This is a genomic window from Streptococcus vestibularis ATCC 49124 (genome assembly GCF_000188295.1).
Classification (GTDB): Bacteria; Bacillota; Bacilli; order Lactobacillales; family Streptococcaceae; genus Streptococcus; species Streptococcus vestibularis.
Genome location: NZ_GL831112.1, coordinates 1,219,982 through 1,239,546, shown reverse-complemented (window position 1 = coordinate 1,239,546; position 19,565 = coordinate 1,219,982). Strand labels below are relative to the sequence as shown.

19 protein-coding genes, 3 pseudogenes and 1 CRISPR repeat array are annotated in these 19,565 nt (G+C 39.2%); of the genes and pseudogenes, 16 read left to right on the top strand and 6 right to left on the bottom strand.

Going from position 1 to position 19,565, the window contains the following annotated elements; all coding sequences use genetic code 11:
• Positions 1-32: 32 nt before the first annotated feature.
• The 4 genes and pseudogenes from HMPREF9425_RS09485 to HMPREF9425_RS06065 all read left to right on the top strand — a co-directional run.
• Positions 33-257: pseudogene (locus HMPREF9425_RS09485) on the top strand (YSIRK-type signal peptide-containing protein); the annotation flags it as partial.
• Between the two features lie 145 nt (positions 258-402).
• Entirely contained in the window at positions 403-1,641 is a 1,239-nt protein-coding gene (locus tag HMPREF9425_RS06075; protein ID WP_037621723.1) for a DUF4767 domain-containing protein, read from the top strand.
• 134 nt (positions 1,642-1,775) lie between these two features.
• Positions 1,776-2,615, top strand: a complete 840-nt coding sequence (locus HMPREF9425_RS06070) for a DUF4300 family protein (protein ID WP_003093813.1) — start codon at positions 1,776-1,778, stop codon at positions 2,613-2,615.
• A gap of 141 nt (positions 2,616-2,756) precedes the next feature.
• Positions 2,757-3,068, top strand: a complete 312-nt coding sequence (locus HMPREF9425_RS06065) for a hypothetical protein (protein ID WP_003094237.1) — start codon at positions 2,757-2,759, stop codon at positions 3,066-3,068.
• Between the two features lie 51 nt (positions 3,069-3,119).
• On the opposite strand, the pseudogene HMPREF9425_RS10715 reads toward HMPREF9425_RS06065, so the two are convergent.
• Both HMPREF9425_RS10715 and HMPREF9425_RS06055 read right to left on the bottom strand, forming a co-directional pair.
• A pseudogene (locus tag HMPREF9425_RS10715) lies at positions 3,120-3,310 on the bottom strand (bacteriocin immunity protein).
• A gap of 97 nt (positions 3,311-3,407) precedes the next feature.
• Complete coding sequence (locus tag HMPREF9425_RS06055) at positions 3,408-3,827, bottom strand: SP_0198 family lipoprotein (protein WP_003094396.1); 420 nt, start codon at positions 3,825-3,827, stop codon at positions 3,408-3,410.
• A 243-nt stretch (positions 3,828-4,070) separates the two neighbouring features.
• Between HMPREF9425_RS06055 and HMPREF9425_RS10710 the strand changes: the two are divergent.
• Positions 4,071-4,430: pseudogene (locus HMPREF9425_RS10710) on the top strand (DUF1722 domain-containing protein).
• Positions 4,431-4,495: 65 nt separating this feature from the next.
• On the opposite strand, the gene HMPREF9425_RS10375 reads toward HMPREF9425_RS10710, so the two are convergent.
• Positions 4,496-4,741: a hypothetical protein gene (locus tag HMPREF9425_RS10375; protein WP_037621523.1), complete on the bottom strand. Its 246-nt coding sequence runs from the start codon at positions 4,739-4,741 to the stop codon at positions 4,496-4,498.
• A gap of 15 nt (positions 4,742-4,756) precedes the next feature.
• On the opposite strand from HMPREF9425_RS10375, the gene HMPREF9425_RS10370 reads away from it, so the two are divergent.
• The 6 genes from HMPREF9425_RS10370 to csn2-St all read left to right on the top strand — a co-directional run bounded on the left by HMPREF9425_RS10370 (position 4,757) and on the right by csn2-St (position 11,907).
• Positions 4,757-5,056 carry an SGNH/GDSL hydrolase family protein gene (locus HMPREF9425_RS10370; protein WP_248687985.1) on the top strand — a complete coding sequence of 100 codons (300 nt, stop codon included), beginning with the start codon at positions 4,757-4,759 and terminating at the stop codon, positions 5,054-5,056.
• A gap of 134 nt (positions 5,057-5,190) precedes the next feature.
• Positions 5,191-5,805 carry a hypothetical protein gene (locus tag HMPREF9425_RS06040; protein ID WP_003097516.1) on the top strand — a complete coding sequence of 205 codons (615 nt, stop codon included), beginning with the start codon at positions 5,191-5,193 and terminating at the stop codon, positions 5,803-5,805.
• A 253-nt stretch (positions 5,806-6,058) separates the two neighbouring features.
• The gene (gene cas9 / locus HMPREF9425_RS06035; protein WP_003097512.1) at positions 6,059-9,445 is read left to right on the top strand and encodes a type II CRISPR RNA-guided endonuclease Cas9; all 3,387 of its coding nucleotides are present in this window, start codon (positions 6,059-6,061) and stop codon (positions 9,443-9,445) included.
• A gap of 176 nt (positions 9,446-9,621) precedes the next feature.
• Entirely contained in the window at positions 9,622-10,533 is a 912-nt protein-coding gene (cas1, locus tag HMPREF9425_RS06030; RefSeq protein ID WP_003097497.1) for a type II CRISPR-associated endonuclease Cas1, read from the top strand.
• Position 10,534: 1 nt separating this feature from the next.
• Positions 10,535-10,858: a CRISPR-associated endonuclease Cas2 gene (cas2, locus tag HMPREF9425_RS06025; protein ID WP_002946754.1), complete on the top strand. Its 324-nt coding sequence runs from the start codon at positions 10,535-10,537 to the stop codon at positions 10,856-10,858.
• Positions 10,855-11,907, top strand: a complete 1,053-nt coding sequence (csn2-St, locus tag HMPREF9425_RS06020; protein ID WP_003097495.1) for a CRISPR-associated protein Csn2-St — start codon at positions 10,855-10,857, stop codon at positions 11,905-11,907. The genes cas2 and csn2-St overlap by 4 nt, the downstream gene beginning before the upstream one ends.
• Positions 11,908-11,970: 63 nt before the next feature.
• A CRISPR array of direct repeats spans positions 11,971-12,598; the repeat unit is 36 nt; unit sequence GTTTTTGTACTCTCAAGATTTAAGTAACTGTACAAC.
• Positions 12,599-12,639: 41 nt separating this feature from the next.
• On the opposite strand, the gene HMPREF9425_RS06015 is transcribed toward csn2-St, so the two are convergent.
• The 3 genes from HMPREF9425_RS06015 to HMPREF9425_RS10525 are packed head-to-tail and all read right to left on the bottom strand — an operon-like array spanning position 12,640 to position 14,494.
• Positions 12,640-13,455 carry a TIGR03943 family putative permease subunit gene (locus HMPREF9425_RS06015; protein WP_003097494.1) on the bottom strand — a complete coding sequence of 272 codons (816 nt, stop codon included), beginning with the start codon at positions 13,453-13,455 and terminating at the stop codon, positions 12,640-12,642.
• Positions 13,455-14,357, bottom strand: a complete 903-nt coding sequence (locus HMPREF9425_RS06010) for a permease (protein ID WP_003097492.1) — start codon at positions 14,355-14,357, stop codon at positions 13,455-13,457. Before HMPREF9425_RS06010 ends, HMPREF9425_RS06015 begins: the two co-directional genes overlap by 1 nt.
• Before the next feature lie 5 nt (positions 14,358-14,362).
• Positions 14,363-14,494, bottom strand: coding sequence for an SPJ_0845 family protein (locus HMPREF9425_RS10525; protein ID WP_002885949.1), 132 nt, complete (start codon positions 14,492-14,494; stop codon positions 14,363-14,365).
• A gap of 280 nt (positions 14,495-14,774) precedes the next feature.
• On the opposite strand from HMPREF9425_RS10525, the gene HMPREF9425_RS06005 reads away from it, so the two are divergent.
• The 5 genes from HMPREF9425_RS06005 (at position 14,775) to lgt (ending at position 19,510) form a co-directional block, all read left to right on the top strand.
• Complete coding sequence (locus HMPREF9425_RS06005) at positions 14,775-16,907, top strand: Tex family protein (protein WP_003097490.1); 2,133 nt, start codon at positions 14,775-14,777, stop codon at positions 16,905-16,907.
• Positions 16,894-17,334, top strand: a complete 441-nt coding sequence (locus HMPREF9425_RS06000) for a SprT family protein (RefSeq protein WP_003097487.1) — start codon at positions 16,894-16,896, stop codon at positions 17,332-17,334. The genes HMPREF9425_RS06005 and HMPREF9425_RS06000 overlap by 14 nt, the downstream gene beginning before the upstream one ends.
• Before the next feature lie 65 nt (positions 17,335-17,399).
• Positions 17,400-17,663, top strand: coding sequence for a PspC domain-containing protein (locus HMPREF9425_RS05995; protein ID WP_003097486.1), 264 nt, complete (start codon positions 17,400-17,402; stop codon positions 17,661-17,663).
• Between the two features lie 126 nt (positions 17,664-17,789).
• Positions 17,790-18,719: an HPr(Ser) kinase/phosphatase gene (gene hprK / locus HMPREF9425_RS05990; protein WP_003093297.1), complete on the top strand. Its 930-nt coding sequence runs from the start codon at positions 17,790-17,792 to the stop codon at positions 18,717-18,719.
• Positions 18,719-19,510, top strand: coding sequence for a prolipoprotein diacylglyceryl transferase (lgt, locus tag HMPREF9425_RS05985; protein WP_003097485.1), 792 nt, complete (start codon positions 18,719-18,721; stop codon positions 19,508-19,510). Before hprK ends, lgt begins: the two co-directional genes overlap by 1 nt.
• The last annotated feature ends 55 nt before the right edge of the window (positions 19,511-19,565 follow it).

Here is a 19,565-nt window from a genome sequence, read left to right as displayed (position 1 = left end):
TTGAAGAATGTAAGAGGTAAAAACATCATGAAAAACAACGCTACTCAATTCGCAAATACGCTTTTGGTGTAGCATCTGTCTTGATTGGCTGTGCCTATATGGCAAACGCTCAAGTCGCACATGCTGACCAAACAACAGCGGCACCAGTTGCAGAAAGTACAACAACTTCAACAAATGTTTCACCAACTCAACCTGCTACTACAGTAGATACTACCACTAGTGCTTTTCTTTTTCTATTTAGGCTATACTTATCTTAAGAGGCTTGGCCATACTCAGAAATAGTGACTCAGTCTATAACACTAACTGCAACAACTTGCTTGCAGTTTTTTCTTTTCTACCAAATCAACACGAATTTCTAATTTATGCTACAATGGAACTATTATGCTTCAAAAAGGAGATGCAATGAAAGCAGAAGAATGGTTAACCTATTTTATGAAGATTTATGGACGTCGCCCAAAGATGACAGAGGTTGACGAGGCGATACAAAATGGTAGTCTCTTAGCCAATCGAGCAGAAGTTGAAGCCTTGTTGCCAGCATCTAAAAAGGGATTTTGGGAAAGCTTGAGTCAGTTTGTGGCGACTCATAAGGTAGTAGCATCAATCGTTGCGGTTTTTTGTGTGACGCTTCTTGGTGGTGGGGTAATTTTTGTCTGGCATTCTCACAACTTACAAACCCAAAAGCAACCATCCCTCACGGTGGCCTCATCTAACAGTCAGACATTTTCCTTAGACAAGTCTAAGCAATCGAGTTCTAAAGCTTCTGAGACGTCTTCAAGCTATAGTTCTCAAAGTCAGAGTGCTTCATCGGTGGCCAAAATACCTGCTATGGATGTGGAAGCCATTCGAAATGGTGATTTTTCGAGCATCGAAGGAGATTGGGTGTCTGACAGTGGTCATGTTGTGACTATTACAAAATCTGGCCTCACAAAGTCTGAGGAGACGGGAAGCACTGATGGTAAGACTGTTATTAAGGATTTCAAAGGTCAACCCATGTTCTATTTTGCGGACAATAGTCCAGGTCATGGGGTTAATCCCTTTGTCCCTGTGCCAGCCAACCAAGCGGCACCGTCTCCGGACAATTCTGTCAAAGACACAGATCGTTTGGTTCAAATTCCAGAGTTCGCTGGACCAGGAGTGGTTTACACGTCCTATTACAGAGTGAAAAGCAAGAGCCAATCTAGCCAGAATAGCCCAACCAATACAACTGCCCTTTGGAATAGTGACAAGGCTGCCAAGCTTGCTAGTTATATGGTAGAGTTTGGCCACAAGATGAATCAAGAAAGTTATAGAAGGTTAACACCAAACGGAAGTGACGATTTCTATGGTGCCATGAGTTTTGCTAAAAATAACCGCATCACTGTAGGAGAAAAGACCGAACAGAATGCCCCAATGACCAACCAACAAAAGGTAGATGTTGCCTTCTCAGACGACGGTACAGGGACAGCGGACTATATCATCGTAGACAGTTACGGTTATGCAGGCTCAGCCATGATTCTCTACCATTTCACCATCCATAAAGGTCAACCAGTAGTCCTAGTTTCCATGCAAAATCAAGGTAATCCCGAAAACATGTATTACATGTATCCAACTAATAACAAGGACATTCAAGAAGCCTTCGCCAATATTGTGAATGACAAGTGAAGGTCTGAGAGACTAGAAAAGAAAAATTTGAAAAAGTGAAGAAAGTCTTGGTAACGAGGCTTTTTTCTTGTGGAGGAGCGTTTTGAGAAGGAGGAGTCCACAAAATCTGATATAATGAAGCCAAGGAGGCGCCTATGAAAATTTTGAAAAAACAGACGCTAATTCTTTTAACTATCTCTAACCTGCTACTTATTGGTCTAGCAGTTTTTGCACATATCCACAAAAAGGAGGAGCAGCCAAGCTACTCCAACCTTAATAGTAAGGCCAGTATTAGTGAGGTGCGTTCTATTCTCTCGAAACATTTGGACGAGGGGAGTGTGGATAGCTTTATCAATCTGGTCAAGGATTATAATGACACCGTTGGTTCTGTTGGTTTAACTGAAGATTTTAAACCATTTACTAAAACCGACTATGATGTGGAAAAAATCAGTAGCCTGTGGACAGCCAAGCATGGTGACTTTATCGGTACCAACTGCCGTATTAACACTTACATGCTACTGAAAGGAAAAATAAAGATTCCTCAAGTCAAAAGTGATAGTGAGCTCCTTTTCCAAGATAAGGATGCCATTGACAAGGGCAAGATTTTTGATGCCAAGGAGCAGGCAAACTTTGAAATTCTCTTTTCAAGGGTTAAGACTGAACCTACCCAAGATGTCAAGGTTCACGCCAAACATATGGAAGATTACTACAAGCAGTTCACCTTTGATGACAAGGCATGTATGCTGTCGGTTGTTGTCCATGATAATCTGGACGGAGATTCTCTTTTTGTTGGTCATGTTGGCGTCTTAGTTCCAACGACGGATGGCTACTTATTTGTTGAAAAGTTGACCTTCGAAGAGCCCTACCAAGCCATTAAATTTGCTAGCAAGAAGGACTGCTACAAGTATCTCACAACCAAGTACAAGGACTACACCGGACCGGGTCTAGCCAAACCCTTTATCATGGACAATGGCAAATGGGTGGATATGGACTAGGTTAACGTGCAACGAAAGTTTGAGTAGGGTAGAAACATGACACATGAGCTAGTCAATCCCTTGTCTCATCAGTCCCAATCAGTTGTATAATCTCATGTAAGAGTGTAAAATCTACTATATAAAGATTAAGAGGAATTAGTAATGAAATTAAAAGATTTTACTGAAAAAGAACAAGAACAAATCAACCAAGGGTTGAGTACAGCTGAGATTTCTGACAAGGAAGCTGCGAAGAAGTTGCTTGACTTGGTACCGCTAGAATGGATTAAACGCATTCCTTTCTTTGTAAGAGGCCATGCGACGACTAAGACAGTAGAGCGTGTAGCCAAGCAATATCCTGAGCTCTATGCAGTGGCTAAGCGCCAAGGGGACCTTCCTGAAAAAGAGAGAGAAGAGTTGCGTAAAATCATGACAGCTATTTTTGAAGAAAAAATGAACAAACACAAAATTAAGTAATGTTTTACCAAAAAAGGTATAAGTCTGCAAACTTATACCTTTTTCTTATCTTTACTTCCTATTTGACTTGGATAGACTAATGGCAACCACTGTCGCACCCAGATAAAATGCAGCTAGCAAACCTTTTGTAGTTATAAAAGGTTTGTCGAAGATAATATAATTATATACAGAAAATCCGAGTCCAATAAGAGTTACACTAATTGATAAAAGAATAGCGTCAACCATAATTGTCTTTGGGTCATCATCAGCCTCCTGTTTGTATCCGTTTTCTTTCTTGCAATAGTAAAACATAAAAAACTTAGCTAAATCAAGAGAGTGGTTTGGCTAAGGTATATGATATTATTTTGTTAAGATAATGGTATCATCTGAATCACGATCATCATCTTCAATAGTCAGCTGATTTCCGTCGAGTTTATAGTATTTGATATCATCCCCAATCGTTAGACTTTGATTGGCAGGGTTAACTGTTACAGACTTGCTATCCTTCTCGCCATCTGCTTCGTCCTCTTCCCAAGTACCAGTATTTCCAGAGATAGTAAGAGTAATACGATCGCTTTCATCAGTTCCTTTATAGGTGCCATCTAGCCCGTTAGTCTGTTTAGAAGCTTCAGAACTTTGTGAAGGTGAAACCTTACTTGAACTTTGTTGGGTACTAGCAGAGCTTTCAGGTGTTTGAGCTTTCTGGTTTGAGCAGGCTGCTAAAAGACCAAGAACTGCCATAGAGGCAAGAGAAAGTGTGAGTTTTTTGGACAATGTCATAGGCTTTGTCTCCTTTCTTTGATACCTTAAGTATAGCAAACGCTTATACATAAACCAAGCAAAACCCTTTTTCTGAAAATAGATACAACTATCCCTAGCAAATGACTCCCCACTAGCAAGATCATACTCTATTATCCCCATTTAAACTATGCTATGATGATAAAAAGTTATTAAGGAAGGTCCCTAATGACAACAAGAAATCCACGTCGCCAGTGAGAGCGACTTTGGGCAGTAAATAAGTACCTGGTGTTCAGTCATTCAAACAAGATTTACTTAGAAATCCGGAACTATCTCAAGAATGATGAGGTTAGTTTGGATTAGGCTCAAGCTTATATTAATCAAGCACTTGACCTTCCTGAAAATCCTGGTCAAGTCGTCAATTCCTTCCAACATATCTGCAGCTATTTTAAGAAAAGGGCGACTGCCAGCGAAAAGGAAATGTTTATGGTCCAGATGGATAGCTATAAGGTTGTAAGGGAAACTAGGATTCTAGGGGCTAATCTCGTCCAGTCTCTATTATTTGGGCTCATCCATGCGCTTATGTTTATCCAACTAATTGGCGCCCTAAAAGCTATGGCTACTTTTTACCTTCTCACTCATTGAGATAAATATAGCAGAAAATTATCATGGATGAATTAAAAGAAATCAAACTTAAAAACTATTAGTACTTAAATGAGGTCGCCATCAAGGGAGAGATATTCTTCACTGGCTTCTCTCTCATGGAGCTTTTTCCCATTTGTGAAATTGCTAGGAGTAGAGGTATTGACGATATCATCTATAATGGAGGCATCAGTGGTTTGAATACGGATGAATTTCTCCAGCATATCCTTCCCCTGATTTTGGATTTGCAACCGGCCAAGCTTTTCATCAGTATGGGTACTAATGTTATGACCTAGGAGACTTATGGAGACCATTGGTTACACCATATGATGGCAAATATCGGACAAATTCTGGAGCAACTACTAGCTATATTGCTAAATACCAAGATTTACCTGATAGCTTTTTCTCCAGCAAATCTTCATCTGCCTTGTCAGACCCGGGCATCTATCCAGTGGATGAAACTGCGGACCCCTGAAAACCTTGACCGTTCTAATAAGACTCCTGAGGAAATCGCCAAAACCTATGGTTGCCACTTCATTAATTGTAATGCTGAGCCGGTCGATGATATAAAAGAGCAGAAAGCAGAGCGTACCTATGACGGCGTTCACCTATATGCCAATGCTTACTGAAAGGTCTATGAAGCTCTTGAGCCCTACCTCTTGGATTAAGAAAATATGAGAGAATTTCCAGTTCTTACTCGCTTTTTTCCCTTGATTCCAGTACAATAGACGTCAAAAGTGAAAAATTGAAATGGGGTATCCCTATGTGGAAGTGGTTTAAACGATTCATTGTCCTTGTCATTGTGCTCTTTTTTGCAATGGTGGCTCTACTTATTCCGGATAAGATTGACAGTCAAGACCAATTAAAAAATGTACCAACACAAACATCTCTTGTTGATTTAGTCCAGGCTGGTATTGGTGGGACATCACTATCATCAGGGAGCCTTTCAACCGAGATTAATCTGGATAGTAATCAGTTTCGTCAAGTCCTAAAAGAAAGCATAGCTGAATCTAATGATGAGACCCTGCAAAACAGTACCGTAGAGTTGAATGATTCCTATCTAACAGCTAAGGTTCCCGTATCTCTTGGTCCTATCGAATCAACATTTAGCCTTGATTTTACGGTCAGCACTAACAAGGAAGTCATCCTACTAGATTTGGCAGGTGCCCACCTGGGTCGCCTTCCAGTTCCAAAATCACTGGTTCTGCCTTACCTCAAGAAGAGCATTGCCCAGTCCAGCAGTGGTGTTCGCGTGGTTAACAACCAGATTCAGCTCAAGCTTCCTGAAATCGGCTACGAAATTGAGCAAGCCACTATTAACAATAGCAAGATGAAGGTGAAGCTTAACATTCCGATTTCCTTGCCAACAAGTTGGTAATTTAAACTCCTTTGTTCAAAAATGAAATCCAAGACCAAGTCCAAGTTGACTTGGCTTTTTACATGAGCAAAGTCGTTAAAGGGAGTAGTATTTATATTTTTTCTAGATTTCGGAATGAAGTGAATAAAGTTGTTTAGATAAAAATAATATTAAATTGATTTTTTAAAACATAGATTATAGCGTTTACAAACACGGTTGTGAATTTTCAGATATTATTGTAAAATATTAGAAAAAAGCATAAGGAGATTCTTAAATGAGCGACTTAGTTTTAGGACTTGATATCGGTATAGGTTCTGTTGGTGTAGGTATCCTTAATAAAGTGACGGGAGAAATTATCCATAAGAATTCACGCATTTTCCCAGCAGCCCAAGCGGAAAATAATGTAGAACGTAGAACAAATCGTCAAGGAAGACGATTGACACGACGTAAAAAACATCGTAGAGTTCGTTTAAATCATCTATTTGAGGAAAGTGGATTAATCACCGATTTTACGAAGGTTTCAATCAATCTTAACCCATATCAATTACGGGTTAAGGGCTTGATCGATGAATTGTCTAATGAAGAATTGTTTATCGCTCTTAAAAATATGGTGAAACACCGTGGGATTAGTTATCTCGATGATGCCAGTGATGACGGAAATTCATCAGTAGGAGACTATGCACAAATTGTTAAGGAAAATAGTAAACAATTAGAAACTAAGACACCGGGACAGATTCAGTTGGAACGCTACCAAAAATATGGTCAATTACGTGGTGATTTTACTGTTGAGGAAGATGGAAAAAAACATCGCTTAATTAATGTCTTTCCTACATCAGCTTATCGTTCAGAAGCCTTAAGGATACTGCAAACCCAAAAAGAATTTAATCCACAGATTACAGATGAATTTATTAATCGTTATCTCGAAATTTTAACTGGAAAACGGAAATATTATCACGGACCAGGTAATGAAAAGTCTCGGACTGATTATGGAAGGTATACTACTAAGAAAGATTCTGAAAATGAGTACATAACTTTAGACAATATTTTTGGTATCCTAATCGGGAAATGTACATTTTATCCAGAAGAGTATAGAGCAGCAAAAGCATCCTACACGGCTCAAGAATTCAATTTGCTAAATGATTTGAACAATCTAACAGTTCCTACTGAAACCAAGAAGTTGAGCGAAGAACAGAAGAATCAAATCATTAATTATGTCAAAAATGAAAAGGCAATGGGGCCAGCGAAACTCTTTAAATATATCGCTAAACTACTTTCTTGCGATGTTGCGGATATCAAGGGATACCGTATCGACAAATCAGATAAGGCTGAGATTCATACTTTCGAAGCCTATCGAAAGATGAAGACGCTTGAAACCATTGATTTTGAGAAAATGTCAAGAGACCAACTTGATAAGTTAGCCTATGTCTTGACATTAAACACTGAGAGGGAAGGTATTCAAGAAGCCTTAGATCATGAGTTTGCTGATGGTAACTTTAGCCAGGAGCAAATTGACGAATTGGTTCAATTCCGCAAAGCAAATAGTTCCATTTTTGGCAAAGGATGGCATAATTTTTCTGTCAAACTGATGATGGAGTTAATCCCAGAATTGTATGCGACGTCAGAAGAGCAAATGACTATCCTGACACGACTTGGGAAACAAAAAACAACTTCGTCTTCAAATAAAACAAAATATATAGATGAAAAACTATTAACTGAAGAAATCTATAATCCTGTTGTTGCTAAGTCTGTTCGCCAAGCTATAAAAATAGTAAATGCAGCAATCAAAGAGTATGGAGACTTTGACAATATTGTCATCGAAATGGCTCGTGAAACAAATGAAGATGATGAAAAGAAAGCTATTCAAAAGATTCAAAAAGCAAACAAAGATGAAAAAGATGCAGCAATGCTTAAGGCTGCCAACCAATATAATGGAAGGGCTGAATTACCACATAGCGTTTTCCACGGTCATAAGCAATTAGCGACTAAAATTCGCCTTTGGCATCAGCAAGGAGAACGTTGCCTTTATACTGGTAAAACAATTTCGATCCATGATTTGATAAATAATCCTAATCAATTTGAAATAGATCATATTTTACCTCTTTCTATCACCTTCGATGACAGTCTTGCTAATAAGGTTTTGGTTTATGCAACTGCTAACCAAGAAAAAGGACAACGAACACCTTATCAGGCTTTAGATAGCATGGATGATGCATGGTCTTTCCGTGAATTAAAAGCTTTTGTACGTGAGTCAAAATCACTTTCAAACAAGAAAAAAGAATACCTTCTTACAGAAGAGGACATTTCAAGATTTGATGTTCGCAAGAAATTTATCGAACGAAATCTTGTAGATACAAGATACGCTTCAAGAGTTGTCCTCAATGCCCTTCAAGAACACTTTAGAGCTCACAAGACTGATACAAAAGTTTCCGTGGTTCGTGGTCAATTCACATCTCAATTGAGACGCCATTGGGGAATTGAGAAGACTCGTGATACTTATCATCACCATGCCGTAGATGCACTGATTATTGCTGCTTCAAGTCAGTTGAATTTGTGGAAAAAACAAAAGAATACCCTTGTAAATTATTCAGAAAACCAACTACTTGATATTGAAACTGGTGAACTTATTAGTGATGATGAGTACAAGGAATCTGTGTTCAAAGCCCCTTACCAACATTTTGTTGATACATTGAAGAGTAAAGAATTTGAAGACAGTATCTTATTCTCATATCAAGTGGATTCTAAGTTTAATCGTAAAATATCAGATGCCACCATTTATGCAACAAGACAGGCTAAAGTAGGAAAAGATAAGAAGGATGAAACTTATGTCTTAGGGAAAATCAAAGATATCTATAGCCAGACTGGCTATGATGCCTTTATAAAGATTTATCAGAAGGATAAGTCAAAATTCCTCATGTATCGTCACGACCCACAAACCTTTGAGAAAGTTATCGAGCCAATTTTAGAGAACTATCCTAATAAGGAAATGAATGAAAAAGGGAAAGAAGTACCATGTAATCCTTTCCTAAAATATAAAGAAGAACATGGCGACTATATTCGTAAATATAGTAAAAAAGGCAATGGTCCTGAAATCAAGAGTCTTAAATACTATGATAGTAAGTTAGGTAATCATATTGATATCACTCCCAAAGATAGTAACAATAAAGTTGTCTTGCAGTCAGTTTCTCCATGGAGAGCGGATGTCTATTTCAATAAGACTACTGGAAAATACGAAATCCTTGGATTAAAATATGCTGATCTACAATTTGAGAAAGGGACAGGAACATATAAGATTTCTCAGGAAAAATACAATGTCATTAAGAAGAAAGAGGGTGTAGATTCTGATTCAGAATTCAAGTTTACACTTTATAAAAACGATTTGTTGCTTATCAAAGATACGGAAACAAAAGAACAGCAGCTATTCCGTTTCTTATCTCGTACTAAACCTAATGTTAAACACTATGTAGAATTAAAACCTTATGATAAACAGAAATTTGAAGGAAATGAATCGTTAATAAATGTACTAGGAGCTGTAGCTAAAGGTGGTCAATGTCAAAAGGGAATAAACAAACCCAATATTTCTATTTACAAAGTAAGAACGGATGTTCTAGGAAATCAGCATATCATCAAAAATGAGGGTGATAAGCCTAAGCTAGATTTTTAATATTAATTGTTAAAAAGTGTTGCAATTATAGTTGTCATATACTATAATAATCGTGTAAGGGACGCCTTACACAGTTACTTAAATCTTGCAGAAGCTACAAAGATAAGGCTTCATGCCGAAATCAACACCCTGTCATTTTATGGCAGGGTGTTTTCGTTATTTAAAAAGGAGAAGAAATGACTTGGAGAGTTGTACATGTCAGTCAAAGTGAGAAGATGCGCTTAAAGCTTGATAACTTATTAGTGCAAAAGATGGGACAAGAGTTTACGGTGCCACTTAGTGATATTTCGATAATAGTTGCAGAAGGTGGAGATACCATTGTTACACTTAGATTATTAAGCGCCCTAAGTAAATATAATATTGCCTTAGTCGTTTGTGATAACGAACATTTACCAACAGGAATTTATCACTCACAAAATGGGCACTTTAGAGCTTACAAACGCTTGAAAGAACAGATGGATTGGTCTCAGAAACAAAAGGACAAGGCATGGCAGATTGTAACTTATTATAAAATCAATAACCAAGAGGATGTCCTAGCCATGTTTGAAAAAAGTCTAGATAACATTAGACTACTTTCAGACTATAAAGAGCAGATAGAACCTGGTGATAGAACGAATAGAGAGGGACATGCTGCCAAGGTCTACTTTAATGAGCTCTTTGGTAAACAATTTGTCAGAGTAACTCAGCAAGAAGCTGATGTCATCAATGCTGGCTTAAACTATGGCTATGCTATTATGAGGGCTCAGATGGCTAGAATAGTGGCGGGTTATGGTTTAAATGGTCTATTAGGGATCTTCCATAAAAATGAATACAATCAGTTTAATTTGGTTGATGACTTGATGGAGCCATTTAGACAGATTGTAGATGTTTGGGTTTATGATAATTTACGAGATCAAGAATTCCTTAAGTATGAGTATAGGTTGGGATTGACAGATTTACTCAATGCTAAAATCAAATATGGCAAAGAGACTTGCTCAGTGACAGTTGCTATGGATAAATATGTCAAAGGCTTTATCAAATATATTTCGGAAAAAGATAGTAGTAAATTTCACTGTCCGGTGGTATCAAGTTTAGAGTGGAGAAAATAAGATGAGGTATGAAGCATTGAGATTATTATGTTTTTTTGATTTGCCCATGGAATCCAAGGATGAAAAAAGAATCTATCGTAATTTTCGTAAAGAATTAATTTCAAATGGGTTTGAAATGTTACAATTTTCGGTCTACTATCGCACTTGTCCTAATAGAAGTTTTGCAAATAAATTTTATAAGAAGTTAAAGATGAGTAATCTACCTGCTGGAAATGTGAGACTTTTGGCGGTTACTGAAAAGCAATTTTCAGAAATGACGTTAATCATAGGTGGCAAAACTAAGCAAGAAGAAATCGTCAGTGATAATAAGTTGGTGGTTATATGAAATTTTTTGTACAACATCCTTACAAAGAACGTATTGAATTGAATATTGGGGTAATCACACAAATTGTTGGTCAGAATAATGAACTCAAATATTATACTTGGCAGATTTTGAGTTGGTATTTTGGTGGAAGAAAATACTCAAGTGAGGACTTAAGTATTTTTGATTATGAAGAGCCTACTATACTTGATGAGACTGGAGAAATAGTGAAGCGAAGTAGCTATCACTATATCGACATTTCAAGTTTTAAGGATTTACTTGAACAGATGGAATATAAGAAAGGCACACTTGCTCACGATTACCTTAGTAAAGTTGTCAATCAAGTGGATATAGTAGCCCATTTGGAGAGAATTAATGAACAAGTAGAGCTTATAGAAGAAACCATGAATCGGCATATAAACTTAAACTGTGGTCAGGTGGAATACCATTTAGAGAATCGCCCTCTAACACTAGACCAACTACTCACAAAAAATTTTAGTCCATTTTTTACCATTGAGAATATGAATCTATCTTTCGAATGGGTTTCAAATACTGATAAACTATCCCTCTTTTTAGAAATGTTAGACCGTCTTCTGTCACAAACAACAGAGAAATATCTCATCCTGCTAAAAAATATTGATAGTTTTATTTCAGAGGACTCATATGATAGTTTTTATAAGCAAATTGATCAGCTAGTCAAAAAGTATCCAAACCTAACCTTTATTTTATTTCCAAGTGACCAAGGCTATCTAAAGATTGATGAGGAAAATAGCAAGTTCGTCAATATTTTATCTGACCAGGTGGAGCATTTGTATGATGTTGAGTTTATGTATGAAAGTGTAGCGAAACATTATCCAAGTAATAATTTTCCAACGAGAGAGGATTTTAGGATATCCTTAGAGACCGTAACGCCTTATTTATTGACAAAAATGCTGAGACAACCTAGTCTCTCACTTGTTGATTCAGTAATATTGAATATCCTAAATCAGTTGTTTCATTTTAGTTACCGTATAAGATATTCCCAAACATCTGATGAAAAACTTTTACAGAAATTTTTAGAAAGTAAGGATTGACAAGGACAGTTATTGTTTTTATAATCACTATGTGGGTATAAAAACATCAAAATTTCATTTGAGGTTTTTGTACTCTCAAGATTTAAGTAACTGTACAACGTACTTCAAAGGTTCTAACTACATAACACAGTTTTTGTACTCTCAAGATTTAAGTAACTGTACAACTAAAACCAGATGGTGGTTCTTCTGATACTAGTTTTTGTACTCTCAAGATTTAAGTAACTGTACAACCATTTTCTTCAGTCAATTCGTTCTCAAGCGGTTTTTGTACTCTCAAGATTTAAGTAACTGTACAACAAAGGACGGGGGCAATGAACAAACGACAACGTTTTTGTACTCTCAAGATTTAAGTAACTGTACAACTAATATCATTGATAGCTTCATCAAAGGCTGTTTTTGTACTCTCAAGATTTAAGTAACTGTACAACTAAATTGTTCCTTGACTCCGAACTGCCCTGTTTTTGTACTCTCAAGATTTAAGTAACTGTACAACAAACAATCGTTTATCTATCCTCAAAGGATGGTTTTTGTACTCTCAAGATTTAAGTAACTGTACAACATAAAAAAACGCCTCAAAAACCGAGACAACGTTTTTGTACTCTCAAGATTTAAGTAACTGTACAACATAAAAAAACGCCTCAAAAACCGAGACAACGTTTTTGTACTCTCAAGATTTAAGTAACTGTACAGTTTGATTCAACTTAAAAAGCCAGTTCAATTGAACTTGGCTTTTTAAAATACGCGATAGACATAAGGATTGTCAGGCTGTCCGACCTCTTTAACTTCAGTCAAATTGAGGATAGGTAGGCTCTGTTTGAGATTTTGATAGTAATCCACAGTGATGGTACCAGTGACTTTTATCCAGGTATTATCCTTGAAGGTTTGGTCACTTCCTCTCGTCGCCAGTCCGTAAACACCTGAATCGGCGATACAGTGGATAATACCAAAACGGAAGATAAACTGATAACCTTTGGTTTGTGGGTCATTGTAAACAAAACCTGTATAGGTGACCTTCTTGCCTACGAAATCGTTAGGATAGAGGTAGATGAGCTCCATAACTTCCATGTAATTTTCTGTGGTAATCTGGATGGTCTCACGTCCCTTGTACTTGGCGAGCTCTCTGGTCATTTCCTTCTCATAAGCTGAGGAGGTGAAGTAGGAGCTGGTGTCTGGCTTCAAGTACTGAATAGTCGTTCCCTCTTGGTCGGCCTGATTAGGATCGCTCCCTGCCGCCAGTGGAAAATGGTAACCCTTAGCTGACACGGTATTGGCATCCAAGGTTACTGTTGGCACCAAGAGACCCGTGAGGACTGGAAAGGCCAATAGAACAATGCTGGCTACCTTGGCTACTCGACCTGACAAATGTGAGTGAACCTTCATTTGTTTCATCCAAACAATGAGTTGAACCACAGCGAGGATAAAGGAAAGTACCATGGAAATGTAGGCCAAGTAGGAGTAGTGGATGTTAATGTACTGGTTGAGCTTGCCGGAAACTTGTAAGTACATGACCAGCTCAAAATACCCAGATAAGATGAGAAAACGTAACATTAAATCACCCCCAATAGCAGACAATAAATGATTGTCACCAGACTTGCGGTTCCGACGAAGAGACCAACAAAGCGTGTCTTAAACTGGTGTTTCATCATAATCAAGTTCTTGATATCAACCATAGGACCAATGATGAGAAAGGCAACTGTTGGTGCCACTCCGAAACTAGAGAGTAGCGAAGCCCCGATAAAGGCATCCGCCTCCGAACAAAGTGAGAGGATAAAGGCCAGGAGCATCATGATGAGGATGGCTGTCACCGAATTATGACCGATAGTCGTTAGGATTCGGGTAGGTAGGTAGGTCTGCATCCCTGCAGCCACCAAGCTCCCGAAAATCAGATAACGCCCAGTGTCGAAAAATTCATCGACAGCATGAACTAGGGCTTGAAAAACTTTCTTACCAGCTGACAAACCACTAGAGTCGTGAACATGACTGGTCTTACGATTGTCCTTGAGAATCTGGTCATCCACCACAAAGCCAAGTAAGATTCCCAAAATCATGGCAATCAAGAAAGCCCCGAGGAAACGTAAAATCACGTAGTACCAAGAGTTCCCAAAGGCAGTATAGGTCGCAAAGAGAACGACTGGATTGATGATAGGAGCAGTTGCCATGAACGGAATAGCTGTGTAGCTAGGCACTTTTTTCTCTAAAAAGCGCGTGATAATGGGAACAATCCCACACTCACAAGAGGGGAAAATAAAACCAACCAGAGTTCCAAAGAGAATAGCCAGGACCTTATTTTTAGGGAGGAAGTTTTGGACCTTTTCAGGAGTCACGAAGACTTCGATAAAGCCAGACAGAATACTCCCCAGTAAAACAAAGGGCAGGGCTTCGATAATAATAGATAGAAAAACTGCCAGAAGCTGCAAAACGCTATCTGGTAGTTGATGAAAAATAGCCATAAAAATTATTTCTTCTTATCTTCTTGAAGACGTTTGTCCTTCTTAGGATCAGTTCCCGCCTTTTCAAAATCAGGGATAGCCGCAAAAGATGCCATCATGCTTTCAAGTTCATTTGTTTTTTTCTGAATAACTGCCATAAAAATCCTCCGAGTTAAAATAAGATACTAAGGGCGTCATTTCTAAGAGAAAATTAGGGCATCGGCCGAAGAAGCTCTGCTTCTAGGAAGATGTATCTATTTTCCGAAAGAAATAGCCCGAGTTCAGTTGCAATAAGATACTAAGGGCGACATTTCTGTTAGAAATAGCCCCTAACAATAGGTTTACTTTTCTATTATACTACCTCTTGCTTAAAAATTCTCGCTTCAGCTACAAGGTTTTCTGCCCAAGCAAATCTCCTCTCGTGGTATAATAGAGTTTATGGAAAATCGTAATTTAGAGATATTGGCTCAGGAATTGGGCCTAAAAAAACAACAAGTTGAAACTGTTTTGGAATTGACCGCAGAAGGCAATACCATTCCCTTCATTGCCCGTTACCGTAAGGAAAAAACCGGCAATCTGGATGAAACGCAAATCAAGGCCATCATTGATATGGACAAGTCCTTGACTGCTCTTCAAGACCGCAAGGAAACAGTTCTGGCCAAGATTGAGGCTCAGGGTAAATTGACTGACCAGCTCAAGGCAGCCATTGAAGCGGCTGAGAAGTTGGCGGACGTGGAAGAACTCTACCTCCCCTATAAGGAAAAACGTCGCACCAAGGCGACTATTGCCCGTGAAGCAGGCCTTTTCCCATTGGCTCGTCTTATCTTGCAAAGTAGTCCCAACCTCAAGGCTGAAGCTGAAAAGTTGACATCTGAAGCCTTTCCAACAGCTGATAAGGCTCTTGCGGGTGCTGTGGATATTTTGGTTGAGGCCTTTTCTGAGGACAATAGCTTGCGCTCTTGGACCTACAACGAAATCTGGAACAATAGTGACATCACTTCAACCCTCAAGGATCAATCTTTGGATGAAAAAGAAACTTTCAAAATCTACTATGATTTTGAGGACAAGGTGTCTAAACTTCAAGGTTACCGTACATTAGCCCTTAACCGTGGGGAGAAACTAGGCGTTGTCAAGGTAGCCTTTAAGCACAATCTTGAGAAAATGCACCGTTTTTACAGTGCCCGTTTCAAACAAAAAAATGACTATATCGAGGAAGTCATCAACCAATCTCTCAAGAAGAAAATCATTCCAGCTATGGAGCGTCGTATCCGTAGCGAGTTGACTGAAGCAGCAGAAGATGGTGCGATTCAACTTTTCTCTCAAAACCTTCGAAGCCTTCTCCTAGTCTCACCACTTAAAGGTAAGATGGTTCTTGGGTTTGACCCAGCCTTTCGTACAGGGGCTAAGTTGGCCGTGGTTGACCAAACTGGTAAGCTCATTACAACGCAAGTTATCTATCCAGTGGCTCCAGCCAGTCAGGCCAAGATTGCCCAAGCTAAGAAAGACTTGGCTGACCTCATTAAAAAGCATGCCATTGAGATTATCGCTATCGGTAATGGAACAGCCAGTCGTGAAAGTGAAGCTTTTGTGGCAGAAGTTCTCAAGGATTTTCCAGAGACTTCCTATGTCATTGTCAATGAGAGTGGTGCCTCTGTTTACTCTGCATCAGAGTTGGCCCGCCATGAGTTCCCAGACTTAACGGTCGAAAAACGCTCTGCCATTTCCATTGCCCGTCGTCTTCAAGACCCATTGGCTGAGTTGGTTAAGATTGACCCTAAATCAATCGGAGTAGGCCAATACCAGCATGATGTTAGTCAGAAGAAACTTTCTGAAAATCTTGACTTCGTAGTTGATACCGTGGTTAACCAGGTTGGTGTCAATGTCAATACGGCAAGTAGTACCCTCTTGTCACATGTCTCAGGTCTCAACAAGACTATCTCTGAAAATATCGTTGCCTACCGTGAGGAAAATGGTGAGATTGCATCGCGTGCTGAAATCAAAAAGGTCCCACGTCTCGGTGCCAAAGCCTTCGAACAAGCAGCTGGTTTCCTCCGTATCCCAAATGCTAAGAATATCTTGGATAATACAGGGGTCCATCCGGAGTCCTACCCAGCGGTAAAAGCCCTCTTCAAGCAGTTGGCTATCACAGACTTGGACGACTCTGCCAAAGCAAAATTGAAGGCTCTTAATCTTAAAGAAACAGCGGAAGGATTGGGACTTGGACAGGAAACCCTCAAAGATATCATTGCTGACCTCTTGAAACCAGGTCGTGACCTCCGTGATGATTTTGAAGCACCGGTGCTTCGTCAGGATGTTCTTGAACTCAAAGACTTGTCAGTCGGACAAAAACTTGAAGGGACAGTCCGAAATGTTGTGGACTTTGGTGCCTTTGTGGATATTGGTGTCCATGAGGATGGCCTTATCCATATCTCTGAGATGAGCAAGAGCTTCGTTAACCACCCAAGCCAGGTCGTTTCTGTTGGGGATTTGGTTACCGTATGGGTATCAAAAGTTGATTTAGAGCATGAAAAACTCAATCTTTCCTTGGTGAATCCACGTGAATCTAACTGATTATGTTAAGACTGTTTCTATAGAAGATTTTGGCTGGGAATTTAAGCACCAAGCCCTATGGAACAAGCGTCTCCGGACCACTGGAGGGCGGTTCTTTCCCAAGGATGGACACTTGGATTTCAACCCAAAACTCTATGAGGAACATGGTCTTGAAACCTTTCGAAAAATCGTCCGCCACGAACTCTGTCATTATCACCTTTACTTTCAAGGGAAGGGCTACAAGCATGCTGATAGAGATTTTAAGGACTTACTAGCTAAGGTCGATGGCCTTAGATACGCTCCAAAGATGCAAGGTCAAAAGGAGAAGTACTACCTCTATCAGTGCCAATCTTGTGGTCGTATTTACCGTCGCAAACGCCGTGTCAATACACAGAAGTTTGGATGCGGTCTGTGTCGAGGTAAGCTCATTTTTCTAAATCAGTCCTAGGGCTGATTTTTTTAGTTTAAAAAAATCATATAATTAAACCAAAGAAATGATGGGAGAAGTAGACCATGTCAAATCGTTTTTATAAGACACGAAAAAATAGACTCGTCGCCGGTGTTGTTGTAGGTTTGGCAGATAAGTTTGGCTGGGACCTGACTCTAGCTCGTATCTTGGCTATCATTCTCATGGTTTCAACACAGTTTGGAATCTTTCTATACTTGGTTTTAGCCTTTCTCCTTCCTTACAAAGAAGATATTTATCCCGAAATCAAACTTAAGGATGGACGTAAACGTAAAAACGCTGAACCTGTAGAAGACGAGTGGAACTGGTAAGCAAATTATAAGAGAAAAGATCTATGATTGGCCTTAGTGCTAGTCATAGGTCTTTTTTGCTTTGAGAACCGCATTGAAAACCTTTTTATGATACAATGAAACTAGTAAATAATCGGAGGAAATAATATGACAGTAACTGTTAAAATGTTGGTTGATAAGCTTAAGCTTAAGGTTGTCTATGGGAACGAAAAACTTTTGTCAAAACCAATAACAACCGCTGACATCTCTCGCCCTGGTTTAGAAATGACGGGTTATTTTGACTATTATTCACCAGAACGACTTCAGTTGGTTGGGATGAAGGAGTGGTCCTACCTTAAAACCATGACTGATAATAACCGTTATTCTGTTTTTGCTAATATGTTTAAAGCGGAAACTCCAGCTGTTATCGTGGCACGTGGTCTTGAGATTCCGGAAGAGATGCTTCAAGCTGCTAAGGAAAATGGTGTAGCAGTTCTTCAAGGACGCAATGGTACATCATCACTTTCAGGTGACATGTCTTGGTATCTCAACTCTCAATTAGCTGAACGTACTAGTGTCCATGGTGTTTTAGTAGATATCTATGGGATGGGTGTTCTCATCCAGGGTGATTCTGGTATCGGTAAGAGTGAAACAGGGCTTGAGTTGGTGAAACGTGGTCACCGTCTTGTCGCTGACGACCGTGTGGATGTTTATGCTAAGGATGAGGAGACTCTCTGGGGTGAGCCCGCAGAAATCCTCCGCCATCTTCTTGAAATCCGTGGGGTTGGTATCATTGATGTCATGAGTCTCTACGGAGCTAGTGCTGTCCGCAATTCATCTCAAGTTCAGTTGGGCATATATCTTGAGAATTTTGAAAATGGCAAGGTCTTTGACCGTCTTGGAAATAGCAATGAAGAGATTGAATTACAGGGCGTTAAGATTCCACGTATCCGCATTCCTGTTAAGACAGGACGTAACGTGTCAGTCGTTATCGAAGCTGCAGCAATGAACTATCGTGCTAAGCAAATGGGATTTGATGCAACCAAAACTTTTAATGACCGTTTGACTAACCTCATTAGTAAGAATGGTGAAGAATAATGTTAGCTACTATTGATCCAATTGCTCTAAGACTTGGTCCAATCAGTATTCATTGGTATGCCATCTGTATTGTATCTGGTCTTTTACTTGCCGTTTATCTGGCTCAGCGTTGGGCTCCTGAAAAGGGAATCGATCCTGAGCATATCTTAGATTTTATTCTTTTAGCCTTTCCTATAGCTATTGTTGGTGCTAGGCTCTACTATGTGATTTTCCAGTGGTCTTATTACAGCCAAAATCCATCGGAAATTTTTGCGATTTGGAATGGTGGAATTGCCATCTATGGTGGCTTGATTGGTGGTGCAGTTGTCCTTTATTGGTTTGCTAAACGTCATGCTATTTCGGTTTTAGATTTTCTAGATATTGCGGCCCCTGGGGTCATGATAGCTCAGAGTATCGGTCGCTGGGGAAATTTTGTCAATCAAGAGGCCTATGGAAAAGCAGTTAGTCATCTGAATTATCTTCCAGAAATTATCCGTCAGCAGATGTTTATTGATGGAAGCTACCGTGTACCTACCTTCCTTTATGAAAGTCTGTGGAATCTAGTTGGTTTTAGCATTATTCTAGGACTACGACGCTTTAATAAGGGATTGCGACAGGGAGATGTGACTTCATTTTACCTTATCTGGTATGGCCTTGGACGCTTTGTCATTGAAGGCATGCGTACGGATAGTCTCATGTTTGCTGGCTTGCGTGTTTCACAATGGGTCAGCATTTCCATCATTATCCTTGGAGCTATCCTCTTATATTTCCGTAAACAACGTCAAAAATCAGATTATAAAATGAAAAGCTAGTCATACTGTTCAGACTTTGTTATAATGAAATGAAAATTATAATAAAGGTCATAAG

Excerpts from the sequence above, each read along its gene's own strand:
- cas1 (WP_003097497.1), top strand. The coding sequence starts at position 9,622 with ATGACTTGGAGAGTTGTACATGTCAGTCAAAGTGAGAAGATGCGCTTA.
- HMPREF9425_RS06010 (WP_003097492.1), bottom strand. The coding sequence starts at position 14,357 with ATGGCTATTTTTCATCAACTACCAGATAGCGTTTTGCAGCTTCTGGCA.
- HMPREF9425_RS06065 (WP_003094237.1), top strand. The coding sequence starts at position 2,757 with ATGAAATTAAAAGATTTTACTGAAAAAGAACAAGAACAAATCAACCAA.
- HMPREF9425_RS06005 (WP_003097490.1), top strand. The coding sequence starts at position 14,775 with ATGGAAAATCGTAATTTAGAGATATTGGCTCAGGAATTGGGCCTAAAA.
- hprK (WP_003093297.1), top strand. The coding sequence starts at position 17,790 with ATGACAGTAACTGTTAAAATGTTGGTTGATAAGCTTAAGCTTAAGGTT.
- HMPREF9425_RS06015 (WP_003097494.1), bottom strand. The coding sequence starts at position 13,455 with ATGTTACGTTTTCTCATCTTATCTGGGTATTTTGAGCTGGTCATGTAC.
- HMPREF9425_RS06070 (WP_003093813.1), top strand. The coding sequence starts at position 1,776 with ATGAAAATTTTGAAAAAACAGACGCTAATTCTTTTAACTATCTCTAAC.
- HMPREF9425_RS10525 (WP_002885949.1), bottom strand. The coding sequence starts at position 14,494 with ATGGCAGTTATTCAGAAAAAAACAAATGAACTTGAAAGCATGATGGCA.
- HMPREF9425_RS05995 (WP_003097486.1), top strand. The coding sequence starts at position 17,400 with ATGTCAAATCGTTTTTATAAGACACGAAAAAATAGACTCGTCGCCGGT.
- HMPREF9425_RS10370 (WP_248687985.1), top strand. The coding sequence starts at position 4,757 with ATGGCAAATATCGGACAAATTCTGGAGCAACTACTAGCTATATTGCTA.
- cas9 (WP_003097512.1), top strand. The coding sequence starts at position 6,059 with ATGAGCGACTTAGTTTTAGGACTTGATATCGGTATAGGTTCTGTTGGT.
- lgt (WP_003097485.1), top strand. The coding sequence starts at position 18,719 with ATGTTAGCTACTATTGATCCAATTGCTCTAAGACTTGGTCCAATCAGT.
- csn2-St (WP_003097495.1), top strand. The coding sequence starts at position 10,855 with ATGAAATTTTTTGTACAACATCCTTACAAAGAACGTATTGAATTGAAT.
- HMPREF9425_RS06075 (WP_037621723.1), top strand. The coding sequence starts at position 403 with ATGAAAGCAGAAGAATGGTTAACCTATTTTATGAAGATTTATGGACGT.
- HMPREF9425_RS10375 (WP_037621523.1), bottom strand. The coding sequence starts at position 4,741 with ATGGTCTCCATAAGTCTCCTAGGTCATAACATTAGTACCCATACTGAT.
- cas2 (WP_002946754.1), top strand. The coding sequence starts at position 10,535 with ATGAGGTATGAAGCATTGAGATTATTATGTTTTTTTGATTTGCCCATG.
- HMPREF9425_RS06055 (WP_003094396.1), bottom strand. The coding sequence starts at position 3,827 with ATGACATTGTCCAAAAAACTCACACTTTCTCTTGCCTCTATGGCAGTT.
- HMPREF9425_RS06040 (WP_003097516.1), top strand. The coding sequence starts at position 5,191 with ATGTGGAAGTGGTTTAAACGATTCATTGTCCTTGTCATTGTGCTCTTT.